The organism is Listeria kieliensis, from assembly GCF_003369925.1.
Lineage (GTDB): Bacteria > Bacillota > Bacilli > Lactobacillales > Listeriaceae > Listeria > Listeria kieliensis_A.
Genome location: NZ_LARY01000002.1, coordinates 1 through 19,666 on the forward strand (window position 1 = coordinate 1; position 19,666 = coordinate 19,666).

19 protein-coding genes, 1 CRISPR repeat array and 1 other annotated feature are annotated in these 19,666 nt (G+C 40.1%); of the genes, 3 read left to right on the forward strand and 16 right to left on the reverse strand.

Translation table 11 applies throughout. The features are described from left to right. Positions 1 to 263: 263 nt before the first annotated feature. Entirely contained in the window at positions 264 to 839 is a 576-nt protein-coding gene (locus tag UR08_RS05775) for an HD domain-containing protein (protein WP_420812315.1), read from the reverse strand. A 102-nt stretch (positions 840 to 941) separates the two neighbouring features. After that, positions 942 to 2,174 carry a peptidase T gene (pepT, locus tag UR08_RS05780; RefSeq protein ID WP_115752736.1) on the reverse strand — a complete coding sequence of 411 codons (1,233 nt, stop codon included), beginning with the start codon at positions 2,172 to 2,174 and terminating at the stop codon, positions 942 to 944. 154 nt (positions 2,175 to 2,328) lie between these two features. Between pepT and UR08_RS05785 the strand changes: the two genes are divergently transcribed. Continuing rightward, the gene (locus UR08_RS05785) at positions 2,329 to 3,084 is read left to right on the forward strand and encodes an exodeoxyribonuclease III (protein WP_115752737.1); all 756 of its coding nucleotides are present in this window, start codon (positions 2,329 to 2,331) and stop codon (positions 3,082 to 3,084) included. A gap of 39 nt (positions 3,085 to 3,123) precedes the next feature. Here the strand turns inward: UR08_RS05785 and rplT are convergent, their stop codons facing one another. From rplT to UR08_RS05810, 5 genes are all read right to left on the reverse strand, one after another. Beyond that, positions 3,124 to 3,483: a 50S ribosomal protein L20 gene (gene rplT / locus UR08_RS05790; protein ID WP_115752738.1), complete on the reverse strand. Its 360-nt coding sequence runs from the start codon at positions 3,481 to 3,483 to the stop codon at positions 3,124 to 3,126. A 44-nt stretch (positions 3,484 to 3,527) separates the two neighbouring features. Beyond that, the gene (rpmI, locus tag UR08_RS05795) at positions 3,528 to 3,728 is read right to left on the reverse strand and encodes a 50S ribosomal protein L35 (RefSeq protein WP_115752739.1); all 201 of its coding nucleotides are present in this window, start codon (positions 3,726 to 3,728) and stop codon (positions 3,528 to 3,530) included. Between the two features lie 22 nt (positions 3,729 to 3,750). Continuing rightward, a complete protein-coding gene (gene infC, locus UR08_RS05800) occupies positions 3,751 to 4,266 on the reverse strand; it encodes a translation initiation factor IF-3 (RefSeq protein WP_115752740.1) in 516 nt (171 codons plus the stop codon). A 69-nt stretch (positions 4,267 to 4,335) separates the two neighbouring features. Continuing rightward, positions 4,336 to 4,479, reverse strand: a sequence feature (ribosomal protein L20 leader region). A gap of 102 nt (positions 4,480 to 4,581) precedes the next feature. Beyond that, complete coding sequence (locus tag UR08_RS05805; protein WP_115752741.1) at positions 4,582 to 7,542, reverse strand: beta-glucosidase; 2,961 nt, start codon at positions 7,540 to 7,542, stop codon at positions 4,582 to 4,584. 256 nt (positions 7,543 to 7,798) lie between these two features. After that, positions 7,799 to 8,068 (reverse strand): DUF5960 family protein, encoded by a 270-nt coding sequence (locus UR08_RS05810; protein WP_115752742.1) that lies wholly within the window; start codon positions 8,066 to 8,068, stop codon positions 7,799 to 7,801. 423 nt (positions 8,069 to 8,491) lie between these two features. Here UR08_RS05810 and UR08_RS05815 point away from each other — a divergent pair, with 423 nt between their 5' ends. Continuing rightward, entirely contained in the window at positions 8,492 to 9,196 is a 705-nt protein-coding gene (locus UR08_RS05815) for a hypothetical protein (RefSeq protein WP_115752743.1), read from the forward strand. Between the two features lie 77 nt (positions 9,197 to 9,273). Next, positions 9,274 to 10,881, forward strand: a complete 1,608-nt coding sequence (locus UR08_RS05820; protein WP_115752744.1) for a bacterial Ig-like domain-containing protein — start codon at positions 9,274 to 9,276, stop codon at positions 10,879 to 10,881. Between the two features lie 56 nt (positions 10,882 to 10,937). Here UR08_RS05820 and UR08_RS05825 read toward each other — a convergent pair whose 3' ends face one another. From UR08_RS05825 to UR08_RS05865, 9 genes are all read right to left on the reverse strand, one after another. Then, positions 10,938 to 11,897: a transketolase family protein gene (locus tag UR08_RS05825; RefSeq protein WP_115752745.1), complete on the reverse strand. Its 960-nt coding sequence runs from the start codon at positions 11,895 to 11,897 to the stop codon at positions 10,938 to 10,940. Positions 11,898 to 11,917: 20 nt separating this feature from the next. Beyond that, positions 11,918 to 12,763 (reverse strand): transketolase, encoded by an 846-nt coding sequence (locus UR08_RS05830; RefSeq protein ID WP_115752746.1) that lies wholly within the window; start codon positions 12,761 to 12,763, stop codon positions 11,918 to 11,920. Positions 12,764 to 12,778: 15 nt separating this feature from the next. Then, the gene (locus UR08_RS05835; RefSeq protein WP_115752747.1) at positions 12,779 to 14,146 is read right to left on the reverse strand and encodes a PTS ascorbate transporter subunit IIC; all 1,368 of its coding nucleotides are present in this window, start codon (positions 14,144 to 14,146) and stop codon (positions 12,779 to 12,781) included. Positions 14,147 to 14,159: 13 nt separating this feature from the next. Then, on the reverse strand, positions 14,160 to 14,441 hold the full coding sequence (locus UR08_RS05840; RefSeq protein WP_115752748.1) for a PTS sugar transporter subunit IIB: 282 nt from the start codon (positions 14,439 to 14,441) through the stop codon (positions 14,160 to 14,162). Further along, the gene (locus tag UR08_RS05845) at positions 14,438 to 16,465 is read right to left on the reverse strand and encodes a BglG family transcription antiterminator (RefSeq protein WP_115752749.1); all 2,028 of its coding nucleotides are present in this window, start codon (positions 16,463 to 16,465) and stop codon (positions 14,438 to 14,440) included. The genes UR08_RS05840 and UR08_RS05845 overlap by 4 nt, the downstream gene beginning before the upstream one ends. A 319-nt stretch (positions 16,466 to 16,784) precedes the next feature. Then, positions 16,785 to 17,152: direct repeats of the CRISPR family, unit length 37 nt; unit sequence GTTTTGGAACCATTCAGAATAACATAGCTCTAAAACA. Positions 17,153 to 17,464: 312 nt separating this feature from the next. Further along, positions 17,465 to 17,809 (reverse strand): 50S ribosomal protein L19, encoded by a 345-nt coding sequence (gene rplS, locus UR08_RS05850; RefSeq protein WP_115752750.1) that lies wholly within the window; start codon positions 17,807 to 17,809, stop codon positions 17,465 to 17,467. Positions 17,810 to 17,948: 139 nt separating this feature from the next. Continuing rightward, the gene (gene trmD, locus UR08_RS05855; protein ID WP_115752751.1) at positions 17,949 to 18,695 is read right to left on the reverse strand and encodes a tRNA (guanosine(37)-N1)-methyltransferase TrmD; all 747 of its coding nucleotides are present in this window, start codon (positions 18,693 to 18,695) and stop codon (positions 17,949 to 17,951) included. Beyond that, on the reverse strand, positions 18,695 to 19,213 hold the full coding sequence (rimM, locus tag UR08_RS05860) for a ribosome maturation factor RimM (RefSeq protein WP_115752752.1): 519 nt from the start codon (positions 19,211 to 19,213) through the stop codon (positions 18,695 to 18,697). The genes trmD and rimM overlap by 1 nt, the downstream gene beginning before the upstream one ends. Positions 19,214 to 19,222: 9 nt before the next feature. Further along, complete coding sequence (locus UR08_RS05865; RefSeq protein ID WP_115752753.1) at positions 19,223 to 19,609, reverse strand: YlqD family protein; 387 nt, start codon at positions 19,607 to 19,609, stop codon at positions 19,223 to 19,225. Positions 19,610 to 19,666 lie beyond the last annotated feature (57 nt).

Below are 19,666 nucleotides of genomic sequence, written 5' to 3' on the forward strand. Positions count from 1 at the left end.
GACTTTGCTAGCTTATTTACTAGTTTTGTTTTGGAAATCGCTCTCGATTTCCTGCCCTGCGAATTGATTGGTGAAACATACTGTTTCATCGCTTTTTCGTCTTCTTTTTGTTCAGTTTTCAAAGGTCATTTGCTGAAGTGACAGCTTTAATAGCATAACATTTTACCAAAGCTTCGTCAACAGTTTTTTTTAAAACATTTTTGCTCTCCTCAAGAAAGCTTTTTAATTATAGCTTATTTCTTAGTCAATTACAAGAAGTTTGTTTATGATTTTATGGCCTGTTCCTTTTTTAATTCTTCAATGAATAAAAGCATGAAGGCGTGGCGCTCCTCCGCTAACCTTTTGCCAGTTTCTGTTTGCATCAATTCTTTTAAACGAAGTAATTTATCATCAAAATGCTGCAAAGTAGAATTAGGATTTGTTTTCAAATAATCAAGCGGCTGTCTGTTTTTAGAAGCTCCATATGTAAAAGCTCGTATGATGCCGATTGCTCCCATGGCATCTAATCTATCAGCATCTTGGATGATTTTTTCTTCAATACTTTGAGCTTGAATTTTGTTTTCTCCATTTCTATAAGATACGGCGTCAATAGCACGTAGAATTCTCCGAACAAAATTCTTTTCAAGATTTTCATTTTCCATCCAGCTTTTCAGCTCACCTCTAGCTCGGCTAACATCTTTTGTCAATTTTTCATCAGAATAGTCGTGAAAAAGCGCAGCTAGTTGAATAAAAAATAAATCTCCACCTTCTGTGGATTGGATTTTCGTTGCAGTTTCTACAACTCGCTTTAAATGTTCAAAATCATGGCCTGTTTTTTCTGAACGAAAAACTTCTTGCATCCAAGTTTCCGCCTTTGCAATAATCTGATTCATCTTCTGCCCCCTATCAATTAAAAAGCCCCTTCACCGGTTTAGTCAAGGGGCTTCATGTTCTGTTTATTATCAACCACGTTGTTCGAAAAGTTGTACCATTTCGATGATTACTTTAGTTGCAAGTTCCATATTTTCAACAGATACATATTCAAACTTGCCATGCATATTTTCTCCACCAGCGAAGATATTTGGTGTTGGCAGTCCTTTGAAGGATAATTGCGAGCCGTCTGTTCCGCCTCGGATGGGCTCAACAAGTGGTTCGATATCCAGTTTTTCCATAGCTTCATGTGCGATGTCCACAATTTCTTTAACTGGTTCAATTTTTTCTCGCATGTTGTAATACTGATCGTTTAGTTCTAAGACAATATTTTCTTTGCCGTATTTTTCTTGCATTTTTGAAATGATATCGGCCACTTTGGCTTTTCGTTCTGCAAATTTTAATGAATCAAAATCGCGGATAATATAATAGGCTTTAGCTTGTTCGACATCACCATTGAGCGAAATCAAGTGATAAAAGCCTTCATAGCCTTCTGTGTATTCTGGAGCTTCTTGGGCTGGAAGTGCAGCATTGAATTCCATTGCAAGCTTGGATGCGTTGACCATTTTATCCTTGGCAGTTCCTGGATGCACGCTGTTACCTTTGAATGTGATCTTGGCTGCAGCTGCATTAAAGCTTTCATATTCCAATTGGCCACGCGGACCGCCGTCCATCGTGTACGCGTAGTCTGCTCCAAATGCTTCAACATCGAAGAGGGCTGGCCCGCGACCGATTTCTTCATCTGGCGTGAATGCAACACGGATTTTGCCGTGCTTGATTTCTGGATGGTTGATGAGGTGGTGCATCGCAACCATGATTTCTGTGATGCCTGATTTATCATCTGCACCAAGAAGTGTTGTACCGTCTGTCGTAATCAAAGTTTGGCCTTTATACCCAGCTAATTCTGGAAATTGTTTAGGCGATAAGACCACATTAAGTGCTTCATTTAACACAATGTCGCCACCATCATAATTTTCACGGATTTGCGGACTCACGTTTTCCCCCGTAAAATCTGTTGCTGTGTCAAGGTGTGCTAAAAAGCCGATAACTGGTATTTTTTTATCCGTATTTGCGGGAAGCGTCGCCATCACATAACCATTTTCATCTACGGTCACTTCACTCATGCCAATTTCTTTTAATTCATTTACAAGGATTTTGCCGAGTTCAAGCTGTCCTTCTGTTGTCGGGCAAGTGGTACTTTCTTCGTTCGATTGGGTGTTTACTTTTACATATGTAGTAAAGCGTTTGATCAGTTCTTCTTTCATCACTTACACTTCCTTCGGTTTATTTTCCTCTTCTATTATATGCCGCGAGCTTTAAAATTTCTAATATTATGTGCGATTCGTTGCTTATTTTCAATTCTTAAATTAAGGTATAATTAGAAAAGCAAAGATTTTACTGCAAAAAGGAGTGCTAAAGATGAAACTAATTTCTTGGAATGTAAACGGGCTGCGAGCTGCTGTGAAAAAGGGGTTTTTAGACTATTTTCACGAAGTTGATGCGGATGTATTTTGCTTGCAGGAAACCAAACTGCAAGAAGGTCAAATTGAACTTGATACTCCTGGTTATTTTTCTTATTGGAATTATGCTGAAAAGAAAGGCTATTCGGGAACGGCTATTTTCACAAAAAAAGAACCACTTCGGGTCCAGTATGGGTTAGGCTTGGAGGAACATGATAATGAAGGTCGGTTGATTACTCTCGAATATGCTGATTTTTATTTACTGACGGTTTATACGCCAAACTCACAAAGTGAATTGAAACGTCTTCCCTACCGTATGAGCTGGGAAGAAGCTTTTTTACAGTATGTTAAAAGTCTTGATAACGAAAAACCGGTTATTTTCTGTGGTGATTTGAATGTTGCGCACGAAGAAATTGACCTTAAAAACCCGAAAACGAATCGCAAGAATGCTGGGTTTTCAGATGAGGAGCGTGCCAAGTTTTCAGATATTCTCGCGGCCGGATTTACGGATAGCTTTCGGTACTTTTATCCGGACAAGACAGATGCTTATTCTTGGTGGTCTTATCGCATGAATGCCAGAAGCAGGAATGTGGGATGGCGGATTGATTATTTTGTTGTTTCAAACCGGTTGCAAGCTTCACTTGTTGATGCTAAGATCCATTCAGATGTGCTCGGATCGGATCATTGTCCAGTTGAACTTGATATCAAATTCTAACAAAAAAGCTGACGCGCGTGGCGTCAGCTTTTTTATGTCTTATTTAGCCAATTCTTTTTTAGCTGCATCTGCTAGAGACGTGAAAGCAGCTTCATCATTCACAGCTAATTCAGCAAGCATTTTACGGTTTACTTCAATACCTGCTAATTTAAGGCCATGCATCAATTTGCTGTAAGAAAGATCATTCAAACGAGCAGCTGCATTGATACGTGTAATCCAAAGTTTACGGAAATCACGTTTCTTTTGACGACGATCTCTGTAAGCATATTGATAAGATTTCATTACCGCTTGGTTAGCGACTTTGAATAATGTATGTTTCGAGCCATAATATCCTTTGGCTAATTTAATGACTTTTTTACGACGTTTGCGAGTTACTGTTCCGCCTTTTACGCGTGGCATAATTGTCTACCTCCTAGATTTTACAAAAATTAGTTCGAGCTTACTTATTTCATTTTAGCGACCATTTGGCGAATACGTTTGAAATCGCCAGCTGATACCATTGCCGCTTTACGTAGTTTACGTTTTTGTTTTTTCGATTTGTTAGCAAACATATGGCTTACAAAAGCGTGTCTGCGTTTTAATTTTCCAGATCCTGTTCTCTTGAAACGTTTAGCGGAACCGCGGTGAGTTTTCATTTTTGGCATGAATATTTCCTCCTCAAAACTATTACTTTTCTTGAAGTGGTGCTAGGACTAAGAACATTGAACGTCCGTCCATTTTCGCTTTTTGCTCAACTGTGCTTAAATCTTTACACTCGTCAGCAAAACGGTCAAGCACCTTTTGACCGATTTCTTTGTGGGTGATTGCACGTCCCTTAAAGCGAATCGAACATTTTACCTTATCGCCTTTAGAAAGGAATTTGCGTGCATTACGTAGCTTCGTATTGAAATCATGTTCATCGATCGTTGGACTAAGACGAACTTCTTTCATCACGATGACTTTTTGGTTTTTACGGGCTTCTTTTTCTTTCTTTTGCTGTTCAAAACGATATTTCCCGTAGTCCATAATACGTGCCACTGGGGGTTTCGCGTTTGGAGCAACAAGCACAAGATCAAGGTTCGCTTTTTCAGCTATTCCTAGCGCTTCAACTTTTGTTTTAACGCCAAGCTGTTCGCCGTTTTGATCAATCAATCTGAGTTCACGTGCACGAATCCCATTATTTACCATCATGTCTTTGCTAATTTTGAGCCACCTCCGTGTTTTATTGGTCGAACAAGTCAGAAAAGAGCAAGTAGGTGTCTACCTTACTGGCAGACAATAAAAAAACGGATTTGCTAAACGACGCAAACCCGCACATTCAAAGTCACAACCAGTTCAGGCGTGACGAATCATTGAACTTTTTGCCTGAAAACATCCGTTAACGAGGCGAGAAGCGGGTTGCTTCTTCTTTCTTGTTAATTAACCTTAATCACTATATCATGCTCTTACCTTACTGTCAAGTTAGTCAAGTAAGACTTTTTCTCCCGCTTCTTCACTTTTATCGTTTCCTTTCAAGTCTCAATTCTTTCCTTTATTCTTGCGCCATTTTTTTATTTTCTTCCAGATCCAAAGTCCCCACCCAAAAACAACGATGAGTATAGCCAAACTTGCAATCACTTGGATGTAAGGGAAGCGGCCCGAAATAGTGGCTAGCTTAATAGGCGATTGCGCTGTTCGATTATACGCTTTATTTTCTGCGCCAGCATTCAGCCAAGTATAAAGAATATGCTTCGTTGATTTCCGCAAGGCTTGATCAAACTCATTCGAACTCGTTTCCATTTTGAAGGTTCCGTTTCGAGGAGCTCCATCCATCCACAAATCCCCTCCTGCACGTAAAAGTTGATCCATGTTCATGAATTTTTGATGATCGCTATAATCCGTGATGACGGTGCCGCGGAATCCCCATTCTTTCCGTAAAACATTGGTCAATAGTGCCTCGCTCCCGCCTGCCCAAACAGAACCGATTCGATTATAAGAAGTCATAACACCTGTTGCCCCATTTTGAATGGCTAACTGATATGGTTTCAGATAGTTTTCGCGCAAAGCTTGTTCGGTAGTCCAAGTATAAATGGAATCGCGATTGCTTTCTTGCTCGTAAAGCGCCAAATGCTTCAAATACGTGTATAGGCCACCTTCTTTCGCGCCTTTGATAACATTTGAGGCAAATGTTCCCGATAAAAAGCCATCCTCCGAGTAATACTCATAGTTTCTTCCTCCAAGTGGTGAACGGTGAAGATTTGCACCTGGTGCATACCAACCAGAAACCCCAATATCATTTGCTTCTTTTGCAGCTTGTTGTCCCATTCGATGAGCCAATTTTTCGTTCCAAGTCTGTGCAAGAACTGTCGCATTAGGAAAGCCTGTTCCACGCTCTCCAAAGTTGAAACTGTTAACTTGAGATGGCCCATCCATATCGGCCCGCGTTGGCTTACCGATCGACTTCACTGGTTCTGTATGCACATAACCATGCAAGACCAGATTCACCATTTCGTCTTTGCTCATTTGATTTAGTAACTGATCCCAGCGTTTATCTTCATAATTTTGGCCAAGTGCTAATCCTAATTTCGTGATTTGATTATTGGCATATACTTGAAGTCCGTTATCTCGGCAAAAAATCACCTTTTTAGCTTTTCCTTTACCTTTGCGCCAGTTTTCCGCCATTTCTTTCGTGTAGAGATTGGCATCTTTTAGCTTTTGCGAAATTTCTCGTTGCTTGCTATTTGTCTTTGGAAAGGTGTTTTTAAAATCAGCACGTGTCATATACTTGATTTTTTCGTTTGTATCCGTTCCATCAATGGCTATCCCGTCCGCTAAGTTTGTGCCAACAAATTGATTTTCCACCTTCTGACCGGTTTTAGGATCTGTTTGGTACTGGATGTTTCTAGCCAGATCATAAGTCATTACTGAGTGATGCGCCTCACTCACCGTGTGCGCATCTTTCATAATCTTCACCGTATATTTGCCTGGATCCAGTTCGTATCCTTTGAAATGATTTTTATTTAAATCTCGGTCATCATAGGATGTCATATCTCGAACATTAAACGTGAGCTTCACGGTTTGACTCTCACCCGGCTGAAGTTCTTTTGTTTTAGCAAATGCAGCCAAGTTAGTGGAAGCCTTCTCAATTTCTCCTGCTTGATATGGCGGCGTAAAATACATCTCGACGACATCTTTTCCAGCTCGATTACCTATGTTTTTGACTTTGACTTTAGCTGAAATTTTCCCATTTTTTGTTAGCCTATCAGGGGCTTGTGGTGTGAAGCTTTCTACCTCCCATTCAAATTTTGTATAGGATAAACCGAAGCCAAACGGGTACTGAACAACGCCTTTATAGCCATCCCCGTGTTTATTATGAACACCTTGCCAGTAATTTTCCACATCGGCTGTTTCATAAAAGCGATAGCCTAGATAAATGCCTTCTGCGTAGTCTAAATAAGAGACTTGATTGTAAAGCGCATCATTTCGTCCTGTGTTGCCATTGATCGTTTTCCCATCATTTGGATAGAGTCCTTTTGCGTTTTGATAAGCACCAATTCCATCTAACCCACTATTGGCATAAGACGCGTTCGTCGCTAAATCATAGGCGTATGTATCCGTTGTTTTTCCAGACGGCGAAGCATCTCCATATAACAGTCGAGGTAATGCTTCAGCTGAATATTCTCCTGTTGATCCAACTTGCATAACGGCATCAATTCCTGGAATCGTTTCAAACTCACCAAGTGCCATGGTATTTGTCGAATTGACAAGCACGACAACATGCTTATATGTTTTTCCTAAATAAGTAAGCATCCCTTCTTCTTCTTTTGACAAGTTCAAATAAGTGCGTGATTCATCCGTAACCATTTTTCCCTCTTTTTCCGTCACCTTGTATTGCTTCTTCGGTGCATCGCTACTTTCACCGGCAATCCTTCCAACGACAAAAATAGCCGTATCGGAATACTTCTTCGCTTTTTCAAGCATCTTTTTAGAATAATAATTGGTATCATTCCATTTTGGCTCATATAGCCGGTAGCTTTCGTAGTCATACGATTTAAGCATATTGGCATCACGTTCTTCACGAAAATCATGATACATATTGATAATATCAGGATTATAAGATACACCATATCTTGTTAAAGCACTCAGAAAACCGAGCTTCATTTTATCAACGGTTCCTGATCCGGAACCGCCTCCAAGCCAATCAGACGCAGCCCAACCAAATACATTCACTTTTTTGTTTTTCTTGCTTAATGGCAAAGTATTGGCGTCATTTTTTAACAAGACGACTCCTTCCTCTTCTATTTGTTTAGCTAACTTGCGACCTTCTTTTTTCGTCTTTTCTTTAACTTGATCCGGTTGTTCAGACTTTACTTTAAAATAAGTCGGAAGCGTATTTTCAATTACATTAGAAAATACAAGCGAAAGTACAGCGGCAGCAACAATAACAACTGAGATCAATGCAGTAAAGATAACAGCTAACCATTTCAAAAATTTTTTCATGATTTCTCCCTTCTATTTTGTCCTAAACTTCTAGATATAGAGCACATTTTTTACTTCACGTTAATAACGTACCAATAATAAAAGCGCTTTCAATTTTAATTTCAAAACTTGTTCAATTTATTTCATTTTTTGTAAGGAGATTTTGATTTAGAAAGAACTACTAAAAGTTCTGCCATAAAAAAAGATTAGCGAGTATACACTCGCTAATCTTCCAAAATTGTTATTTCCTAGTTGTTTGCAACAATGTCGTAACTTATTAACTATACCCTTTGTATCGGTATACTTTCACTCTTCTGCTTTTCGTTATGGGCAACACATCAAAATAAAAAATATGTTCTTTTCCATCACGCGTTGTAAAGCTTGGTATTTTAAATTGTGGACGTCCGTTCACTTCCATTAGGTGAAGTAACTTATCTTTGATTGCAAAAAGCGGAAGTGTTGTATCCACAAGCTTTACAAAGTCTTTTTCAAAATCATCAACTTCATGACTTTGAAATTCAAACTGAGCTCCCTTTGGATCTACCACCGCAATCACCTTCTTCTAGAATCCTTTCTTTTATTATAAGAACAAACGTTCCTTTTTGCAACATTGGTAATTAATCTAGTAAATTTGTGAACATTTTTCGAACGATACAAAGGGGCTTCTATCAAAATTAGTAAAGAATTAGTTTATAAACTATTGACATGACTTCGTTTATCTACAAATAAAAAGGACAGAATTAACATGCTTCTCTTCTTGAGGTTATATTTTCTATGTTATTTATTTTTCATATAAAATCACTTCTTTCATTTTCTATAATCGTTTACTTTTTATCTTGCTTGCTAATTAATCATTTTTATTTAAAATTTGATACGTTGTATCGCGAATAAATCTTGTAAATTCACTAGTATAAAGGTATATTACCTCCTGCACTAGTTAAAAAGTAAGATGAGAAAGGAATGTAACATCATGAATCTCAAAAAATGGATGATCTTATTTATTAGTTTAGTGGGAATTTGTTTTCTCCTCACAATCCCCACACTGTTTGCAGATGACAACACCGTGAAAGACCTCACTCTATCAACTAGCAAAACCAATTATTCGGTGAGTGAAGTCGTTGATCTTCATATCCAAGATTTAAATACTCAAGATACCAAAGTTATTATCCCCCTTCCAAAAGCTGTTTCATTCAAGGGCATTAAAGCAGGAGACGCCTCCGCTACTACTGATCAAGTAAACCAACAAATTGTTTTAGATTTGAAAAAAGGAACGAATCATAACAACATTGTTCGTCTCCAATTTGAAGTTGCAGGAACTTATACTTTTAAAGCTTACACAATTCGTGGGAATCAAACAGCGTACTCCAAGCCTTTAATTATTCATGTGGCCAATCCTCGCTCTACCAGTTCTAAAGATTTAAAGAAAAGTGACCAGGCAGACTCGAGAAAAATAACGCCTGATAGTAGTATGTCTCGAAGTGCGATAGGTTCGAATAAAGAAGAAGCCAAGAGAATTAAGCAGGTTCTTGCCAATCCAGATATGTCTTTTAGCTTTAAAACCGCAAGATCTCCGGCAAATAATTCAATTTTCAAACTTAACGATATTATATTGTCACAAAACTATAAAGGTTATAAAAGTATCAACATCACTTTACCTGCAGGACAGAACTTCTAAAAAAATCAGTTAATTTACCCACTGGCGCTGTATATACACAAGCAGGAAATGCCATTTCCATTACGAACTCTACTGGTATGCAAGCAGATGCTATAATCTCTTTTCTTGCTAACCTTGAGTTTCAGTATAGAGAAAACGCCACAACAGGTGGAAATTTAAAAATCGCCGTGGAGCAAGAATCTATTTCTAATTGGATAGACGATCAAGGAACTCCACACTATTATGTATTTGTTCCCAATGCGATACCTTGGGAAGATGCCTATAACGAAGCAAAAAAACTAAACTATCGCGGGTTATCTGGTTATCTGGCAACCATCAACTCATCAAGTGAACATGACTTTATTTTTAATTCTATCGCCAAAGAACCTGGACTACTTGGCGGAACAAGGCTCGTTCATATGAATGGTAGAAAAATCCTAGATGATGTAAGCATTCCTAACACGCATTTTTCTAAAGACGTCACAACTTTAAATCCCGATCAAAAGGACTGGAAAGATATTAATCAGTGGTACTGGGCAGCAGGTCCCGAAGCTGGTACAGTTTTTTATAACACTAAGAAATCGGATCCGGTTAATGGTCCCGTTAAGGGAGTTTACAGCAACTTTAATGCTGGCGAACCTAATAACGGGCATGGAGTCGAAAATATCCTCCAATTTGCTCAAAACGGAACAAAATTTTGGAATGATTTGCCGGATTCCCTCGGTCAATGGTCTTCCAACCACGGTTATTATGTAGAATTTAGTCAATATGGAAACCAAAAGGAAATTGATAATTCGAAGTCTGACCATGTGGAGCCACTTCCAGCCAATATAAAAGTGCAATATGTTGATAGCAAAGGAGCGCTATTAAACTTCTCTAATGGAAGTTCTAACCCTAAACTCATTACTGGAGATATTAACACCGCCTACGATGCAACGACGCCTGCTTTTAAATTGATGAACATCCAAGCAAAGACAGGACCTTATTATTTAGACGAAAACAATTTACCTAAAAATGGGAAAGGAAAAATCACAAATAAAGAGCAGTGTGTTACTTACCAATATAATGCAGATCTATCAAGTATCGCAGCAAAGGACTCTACAATTTATGTCGGTGAGACTTGGAGTCCTGAAGATAATTTTCTATCAGCTAAGGATCGGACCGGTAAAACTATCGATTTTAATCAGTCAATGGCAAAAGGAAGCGTGAACACTTCAAGAGCTGGAAAATATACGATTACTTATCAAAATGGGCCAACTTCAAAGACGATTACGGTAACAGTGCTAACCGGAACTTTAAAATTTATCCAAGTACCAAAAATTATGAGCTTTGCTAATCAAAAAATTTCTAGCAAAGTGACGGAAAGCACACGTGCAGATGTGAACTGGAAAATAGAAGTGGAAGATACTCGTCCCATTAAGGTTAATTGGCGGGTAACAGCCCAACTCACTTCTCCTTTCACTAGTCCTTCTGGAGACAAGCTTTCTAATAGTTTGATATTCCGTAAGTCTGGACAACCTGACCAATTAATAAGTGCCAAAAGACAAGTTGATGTTTATGACGGTACAAGTAAACAAAACCAACGAAATTATGATGTCGGATGGAGTAAAGAAGCTGGTCCACTTTTAAAAGTCTTGCCAGGAGAAGCAAAGGCTACTACTTATACGGGAGAAATTCGCTGGACACTCGTGAATGCACCTATTTAAAAAAGCTTAGGAAGGAAATAAAATTCCTTCCTAAGCTTTTTATGTTCATAGATGATTTAACAAATGAAATCTTCTATTTTTTCTTCAATGGCTTCTGTTGTTAATCCAAAGGCTTCTTGTAGATAGTCTGGCGTCCCAACTTCACCAAATCGCTCGGAAACGCCGATTCGTTTTAGTGGGATTGCCAATTGATGTTCTGCCATGACTTCTGCAACAGCACTCCCAAGGCCACCTGTAATCGAATGGTTTTCTAGAGTGACCACAAATTTCTTTCCTTGGCATTCTTTTAGTAGCAAGGCTTCATCTAGCGGCTTGATCGTAAACATATCAATTACTGTAAGCGAAACTCCCGTTTTTTCCAAACGATTCGCGACTTCCAAGGCTTCGTAAACGAGTTGTCCGGAAGCAACTAGTAGCCCATCTGTTCCTTTGCGCAATACGTTACCTTTTCCTAGTTCAAACTGGGTATCAGCTGGGTAAATGTCATGAACGCTCTTGCGGTTCCCGCGTACGTAATGGATTCCTTCGCGCCTCGAAAACTCGGCAATGATCCAGTCCATTTGTGCAGCATCACACGCGTCGCAAACAACGGAATAAGGAATACTGCGCATTAAAGCAACGTCTTCAAGGGTTGTGTGTGTGCCTCCGTTTGGTCCAACCGCAAAACCTGGATCGGAACCGTAAATGTTGATGGTTGTTTTGGCATAACCGCCCGAGAGATAAAGCTGGTCAAATACTCGTCTTGTTACGAATGGTCCAAATGAATGGATAAAGGGTGTAAAGCCCGCGATGCTAAGGCCTGATGCCATGCCAACCATATTGGCTTCTGAAACACCTACATTGATAAATTGATCGGGATGAGTTACCGCAAGTTTATTCCAATTGCTAGCTGCACTCAAATCGGCATCAAGTGCGATGATTCGATCGTTTTTTTCCATCAATTTTTCTAAACGGTTCGCGACAACGTTTCGTAATTCAGCTCCGTATTCTTTTTTCGTGGATAATTCTATGGTCATATTAACTTTCTCCTCCTCTTTTACTCGTCGATTTGTTTTTCTAGTTCACGAATGGCTGATTCGGTTGCTTCAATGATTTCAGGCGAATTAAATTTAACGGAGTGAACTCCCGCATAATTTTCAAAAAATGGAACGCCTTGGCCTTTTACGGTATCAAGCACAATACAATTAGCCTGCTGTTTCTGATTTTTAGCGATTTCAATTGCATCATCGATCATCGCTAGATTTTTGCCGTCCACTTTTTGTGTATAAAACCCAAATGCTCGCATTTTTTCTGCCAGATCAAAATGACGAATAATCGCTTCACTTTTGCCATCATTTTGACCTTTATTTTCATCAATGAAAACGATGCAGTTGCTAAGTGCGGCATGGGCTAAATATTGAAAAGCCTCCCAGCATTGTCCTTCATTTAGTTCTCCGTCGCCAGTAATCAGATAAACGTATTGATCTTTCGCACCTTCTTTCGCAAGTCCAGCTGCGATTCCTGTTGCGATGGAAGTGCCCTGACCGAGCGAACCTGTTGTCGCGTCAACGCCGGGTGTTTTATTCCGATCTAAATGGGAAGGTAAACGCGTTCCGCCATCATTTAAGGTCTCGAGCCAGCTTTTTGGGAAGAAGCCGCTATTGGCCAGTGCGCTATATACGCCCGGTCCAGAATGCCCTTTTGAAAGCACTAAGTAATCTCGTTTTTCCCAGTGCGGTTCATCAGGCCGGTAGTTCATTTGTTTTCCGTAAAGGACGGCAAGCAGTTCAACAATGGACAAGGACCCGCCAACATGTCCGTAGCCTCTTTTTAGTAGCATGGAAAGCACATCTTTTCTGATTCTTGCCGCAAAAGTATTTAAGTCGGGTTTCGTACTGATCATTTTCTATCCACTCCTTTATTTTTCACTCGCAATTTTGGATTTTTTCCCTTTCCAAGTGAGTAACAGCATGATCGCGAGAATGAGAATTAATGTGGCGATAAAGCCCCATGAGCCTGCCACTTTCGAGACGTTCCCAAGCAGAATTCCGGTAACGCCATAGTCTGTATCCGAGAAAGTCGAACCGGAAAAGCCGATGCCGCTCATGATTGGCAGTAAGAAAATCGGCATGAAGCTAATCAAGATTCCTTGAGTGAAGGAGCCTAAAACAGCGCCTTTCACGCCACCACTTGCATTTCCGTAAACGCCTGCTGTTGCTCCACAGAAGAAGTGTGGAACAACACCTGGAATGACAACGGTTGTCCCCATGAGAATCATTAGGCCTAGGCTCACGATTCCGCCGACAAAGCTTGAAAGGAAGCCGATCAAAACGGCATTCGGCGCATATGGGAACACGATCGGACAATCAAGTGCTGGTTTGGAATTTGGTACAAGGCGTTCGGAGATCCCTTTAAAGGCTGGAACGATTTCTGCTAAGATCAAACGAACCCCGGCTAAGATGACGAACACACCTGCTGCAAAGCTCCCTGCTTGTTGCAAAGCGTAAACGATGTAGTTCGTTCCACCACCAAGTTTTGTTACATAACTTTGGCCTGCAAATAAGGCGACTAAAATGTAGAATACGCCCATTGTGATGGTGATGCTAACGGTTGAGTCACGTAAAAAAGCCAATCCTTTTGGAAAATTAATGTCTTCGGTTGATTTGATATTTTTATTGCGACGACTCGTTAATTGCCCTACAAGTCCACTTACGGCATAACCGAAATCGCCGGTGTGTCCTAACGCAATATTGTCATTTTGAGTGATTTTCCGCGTAAATGGCTGGGCAATCGCTGGAAAAATCGTGTTGGCAAGGCCAAGTGCTAGGCCACCTGCGATGATCGCAAGCACATCATTCATGTCGATCGAAGTTACAATGACGGCAAGCATACAAGCCATGTAAAGTGTTGCGTGACCTGTTAAGTAGATATATTTGTAACGTGTGATTCGAGCAATAAGTATATTAAAGGCCATTCCAAGAAGCATGATCAAGGCTGTTTTTGTCCCAAAAGTGGTCAGAGCGACTGCAACGATCGCTTCGTTATTCGGGACTACGCCTGTTACGTGGAAGGCGTGTTGAAACATCTTTCCGAAAGGTTCTAGCGAAGTTTGGATGACTCCCGCTCCAGCTGTTACAACAAGAAAGCCAACAAAGGTTTTAATGCCTCCACGGATAATATCTGAGAAATGCTTTTTCTGTAAGGCAAGTCCTAAAACGGCAATTAAGGCAACTAAAATGGCAGGTGTGCTGGCAACATCGATGATTACTTTTAAAAATCCTGACATGAGTTTTCCCTCCTTATAGTAGTCCTTTTTCCTGACAAACTTGTTTAACTTTTTCACGCAATTCGTCGAGATCAATAATGCTATCTAGCACCACTACTTCTCCCAAGTGAGCTGCACTATCTTCTAAATCTTTGGCAACAAAAAATACATCGGCGAGTTCAGGCGAAGCACTTCCCATATCGTAATGCGCGACTTCTACATCTGAAACGCCTAAATCGTTTAATACAGAATTGATGTTCATTTCTACCATGAAGCTTGATCCTAGACCGGATCCGCAAACAGCTGCAAATTTCATTCTTCTTCCTCTCCTTCTTTTTCTTTCATAATTTGGATGATTTCAGTTTTTGTTTCTGCTTGAAGCAATTTATCTAAACTTTTTTTATCGGATAAAATTTTAGTTAAGCTCGCGAGTGCACGCAGATGCGCTTCATTATCGACAGCAGCTAAGCAAATAAAGATGGAAATAGGATGAGCTGCATCGTTTAAAAGCAGAACGGGTTCCTTAGTTTTAAGCAGTGCCATCCCCATTTTTTTCACGCCTTCATCTGGTCTCGCATGCGGTAGTGCCACGCCTTTTCCGATATGAATAAATGCGCCATAATCGTTCACTTTTTGAATCATGGCTTGGATATATTTTTCTTCGATATATTCAGGGAGTAGCGGGCGAGCGGCTTCTGTAATGGCTTCTTCCCAGCTCCATTTTTCATCCGTTACTTGGATGTGATCTTCGGTTAATAACTCCGTTAACATCGGTCTTGAGTCCTCCTTGCTACTTGCGACTTTCATCATTTTACGGCCAAGTATTTTCGCTATCTTCTCTTTTGTCACTCCTTTCTTCAAATCAAAATAAGGGAGTAGCGTTTGGATGATTTCTTCAGGCGTCACAAGCGTCATTCCCGGGATAAGAAACGTTTCTTGCACCGCTTTTACGAGCTGATGTTTCTCTACTGGATCCATGATTGGGCGAATTTTAAATACGGGTTTAGCCGCCTCTATTTTTACGCTAGAAAAAATCAACTGATAGGAGCTTGTTGGAATTTGTTCGAGCTTTTCCGGCGTGAACTGCGTGTGGAATGTAATGGTCGGGAATAGTCTCTTTAATTCGGCTTCCATAATCATGGAAGTGCTGATCCCATTCGGACAAATAATCAGTGCGTGAAGTTGCTCGCTTTGTTCTTTTTCTTCTTGATTTTGAATCGCCGCCCCAAAGAGTAACGCGAAGTATGCTTTCTCTCCTTTTGGAATAGGCCTACCTACTAGCTTTTCTAGCGGAACGAGAGCTCTTTCTGTCAGCGCATAAATTTCAGGGTAATCATTTTCAACTTTATACAAAAAGGGCTCTTCCATTTCGAGGCCGTAGTAAACGCGAAAATATGCGGGAACGAGGTGACTAAACGTATCCAGTAACAATTTGCGGTATTCTTCAAAATGCACGGCGGCGCTTCTTTCCAATTCTTGGAGCATTCTATTTGCGCAATCTAGCAAAAAATCAAAAACGGATTCTTCAAGCTGTCCTTGTGTCAAAGTTAGAAGCAAAATCGTCAAAAATTGCGTTTCTTCCTCATTTTCTGTATCCCAGAGTTCCGAGGCAATTTGATAAACTGCAGTTTGCTGAATTCGCTTCGTGAGCCTTTCGTCAAAGTTAAGCTCCCCTTTGCCGCTTCGTTCTTTCAAAAGGCAAATCAAAATGTAAAAGCCTTCGAGGCGGCTCGGAATCATACTAATTGTGTGAAGCTCTGTCGCTTGTTCTAGCCTATCTCGCACTTTGGTATACGCCTCGAAATCGTGTGCATAAATCCAAGTAAAAAGCAGCCACTTTAGCTCCGCGCGCTCCATTAACGCATTAACCCAATGAAAGGCTTGCTTGCGGATTTCCCACTCAGCGCCGACTAAGAAAAAGCCTTGTTTGCGGTCATAAGCGAGTTCAATGTTAGACGCAGCTAGCAACTTACGCAGTTTTTTGATATCGGACAAAATCGTATTTTTACTGACTTTAAGAACACTTTGGTAATAAAAAACTGACAACTCCTGATAGCAAGAAAATGTCATCAAATAAATCAACTTCATGCGTTCACTTTCCTCAAAATAAAGCGGACGATCTTTCAGTTGCACCAAGAAGTCAGGAAAATAGGATTTAGCTTCTTCCGAAATCGTAAGCCTCCCGTGAGTTTGTTCGAGCAGTGATTTAGGGAGATAGTGGTTAAATTCCTCTAAAAATTGCAAAAGTTTCTCTTCTGGTAGCCCGGTTAAACTAGCCGCTTCCTCTATGCGAATATGACTTACTGGAATAAGTTTGCTTAACTTGTAGCGCGACATCATCCATTACCTCCTAAATTTATTATAGTAAGAAAACGTTTTCACATCACGATGTCTTTGGTACAAATCAGCATGCAAAAATTGTAATTGTTGTACCGAACCTGTAGCACAATTTCTATCATAACAAGTAAGATAGCGGATAGTGGACTTGAAAGCACACAAAAAAGCTGTTGCCAAGTTTGGCAACAGCTTTTGTCTAAGTTTTGATTTAGTTTTTTTCTTGAAGCGATATGAAATTCTCCCTCTTCTTCATAGAAGATTACTTTTGGAAATAGCTTCTCTTATTCATAACGCTTGCTTATTCTATGCTATTTAGTGCGGCTTGTTGGAACCATTCAGAATAACATAGCTCTAAAACGGAGCTAAAGAAATCAACCCTAGATTGGTCAGTTTTGGAACCATTCAGAATAACATAGCTCTAAAACATGATTCCTGAATCTCAAAAAGAATACTATGTTTTGGAACCATTCAGAATAACATAGCTCTAAAACAGCATGGTTGCAATTTCATCATTACTAAACGTTTTGGAACCATTCAGAATAACATAGCTCTAAAACACGTGGTCGGGTCAATGCGGAATCTTGTCGGTTTTGGAACCATTCAGAATAACATAGCTCTAAAACAGTTGTTAATGTGTATACAACGAAATACTGGTTTTGGAACCATTCAGAATAACATAGCTCTAAAACCTCGGAAAGTTTTTTCCGACATTTCGTAATCGCGCTACTCGCCCCTAGCAAAGGCTTTAATTCTGATGATCCCTCTTCTATCTTTTCAAAATGATTCGATTATCCACTAAAAGTCTCAAGCTATCTAAACGATTACTATCTCCCACTTAGTATAGCACAGCTTTAAAACTTTCGGTTACTCTATTTTTCATTTCACCCAAAGTTTCATACCTTTTCTACCACTAAAATAAGAAAAATTTATTCTCAGCCGTTATCCCAACACAAACCAAACAAAAAACCCCTTGAGAAATCAAGGGGTTTTGCCGTTAATTGATTAACGAATTTCTTTAATACGAGCCGCTTTACCGCGTAGGTTACGCAAGTAGTAAAGTTTCGCACGACGAACTTTACCGCGACGAATAACTTCTAGTTTAGCGATACGAGGAGTGTGTACAGGGTATGTACGTTCCACGCCTACACCGTAAGAAATTTTGCGAACTGTGAATGTTTCGCTGATTCCAGATCCGCGGCGTTTGATTACAACACCTTCGAAAATTTGGATACGTTCACGCGTACCTTCGACAACTTTCGCATGAACACGAACTGTGTCACCAGGACGGAATGCCGGAATATCAGTTTTTAGCTGATCTTTAGTGATTTCTTCGATAAGTTTATTCATCTTATTCTCTCCTCCAACCAAATATTCTTACGTTTATCATGAACGAAGCGGAATATCGTTTTCATTCTGGATTACTCCAGACACTCATATAGGTTACCACAATCTCGTTTATCTGTAAAGGCTTTTTTCTTGCAAGAAACTAGGATTCTTCCTTTTCTGTTTCGTTTTTCAGTTCTTCGAGCCACACTGCTTCTTCTTTGCTAAGCGAGTAAGCTTCAAGTAAATCCGGGCGCCGCATCCAAGTGCGTCTTAGCGATTCTTTTTGGCGCCACTTTTCAATTTCTGCATGATTGCCGCTAAGAAGCACATCCGGCACTTTCATGCCGCGAAATTCAGCTGGTCGCGTATAATGAGGATGCTCAAGTAATCCACTTGAAAACGAATCATGAACTGCCGAGCTAGCATTGCCAAGCGCTCCTGGAAGCAGCCGAACGATGCTATCAGTCATCGCCATCGCTCCAATTTCACCGCCAGTTAAAATATAATCGCCAAGGGAAACTTCATCCGTTACGAGATGCTCACGAATTCGTTCATCATAACCTTCATAGTGCCCGCAAATAAAAATCAATTGTTCTTCTTCCGCAAATTCTTCTGCAAGCTTTTGATTAAAAGGCTTTCCAGCCGGATCCATCAAAATTACACGCGGTGATTTTTCCGGCAATTTAACAGATTCAACCGCATCAAAAAGTGGCTGAGCTTTTAAAAGCATCCCTGCCCCGCCACCATACGGATAGTCGTCCACCACCTGGTGCTTTCCTTCCGCGAATTGCCTGAAATCTGTGACCTCAATATCGACAATTTGTTTCTCGATCGCTTTTTTTAAAATCGATTCTGATAAAATTCCTCTGAACATCTCCGGAAAGATCGATAAAATATCAATTTTCATCAGTCAAGTAGTCCCTCCATCGGTTCGATCACAATTTCTTTTTTCTGAACGTCGATTTTTTTCACAACATCTGCAATATACGGAATGAGTTGGTCTTTTCCTTTCGCTGGTTTCACAACCCAAACATCATTTGCCCCTGGCGTCAATATTTCAGTGATTTTCCCAAGCTCCGTTCCATCTGTTTGATAAACCGTACAGCCGATGATTTCATGAAAATAAAACGCATTCTCTTCAAGCGCATCCAAATCTTTCTCCGCTACTTTCAAGACGCCTTCTTTCATGTTTTCCACTTGATTGATACCGGTATAACCTTCAAACGTCAACAAATCAAAGTTTTTATGCGTCCGGTGCGATTTAACGACAAGTGCAACCGGTTCTTTTTCATTTTTACGAAATAAAAATAATTGGCTTCCCGGTTTATAACGAGATTCCTTAAAATCTGTCCGTGAGATAACCCGTACCTCTCCCATCAAGCCATGTGTGTTCACAATTTTTCCTACATTGTACATCTTTTCCATAGTTCACCTCTACCGTATCTCTGTCACGATGCCGTCTGTCACAACAATCGTTTTATCGAAAAGGGATTCATCCCATTTATCACCAACTGAAATTTCAATGAGCGCTTCCATTTCACGTTCGCGAATCTCGCTACCAAGTGGAAGAATGCCAAGTTGTTCCATTTGAAAATCAACTAACTTCATTTTTTCTTTGCGCACCTGCATTTCTTGCTCAAAGTAATCGCTCACTTGCTCTTTTTGATATCTATTTTTGTGTTCGACTTTCTTTTGCTCAAACAAAAGCTGTTCGCGTTCCTTTTCAAGCAGTTTGCGCTGTTCGCTATAATAAGTAAGTAACTCAGCACGACTCTTTTCAGTTAACACTTGCTTCACCGTAATTTTCTGAACGATTTGCATAGCTTTCCTCCCACGAACACGAGTTTATATTTTTATTCTATCAGTTCCAAGCGGGAT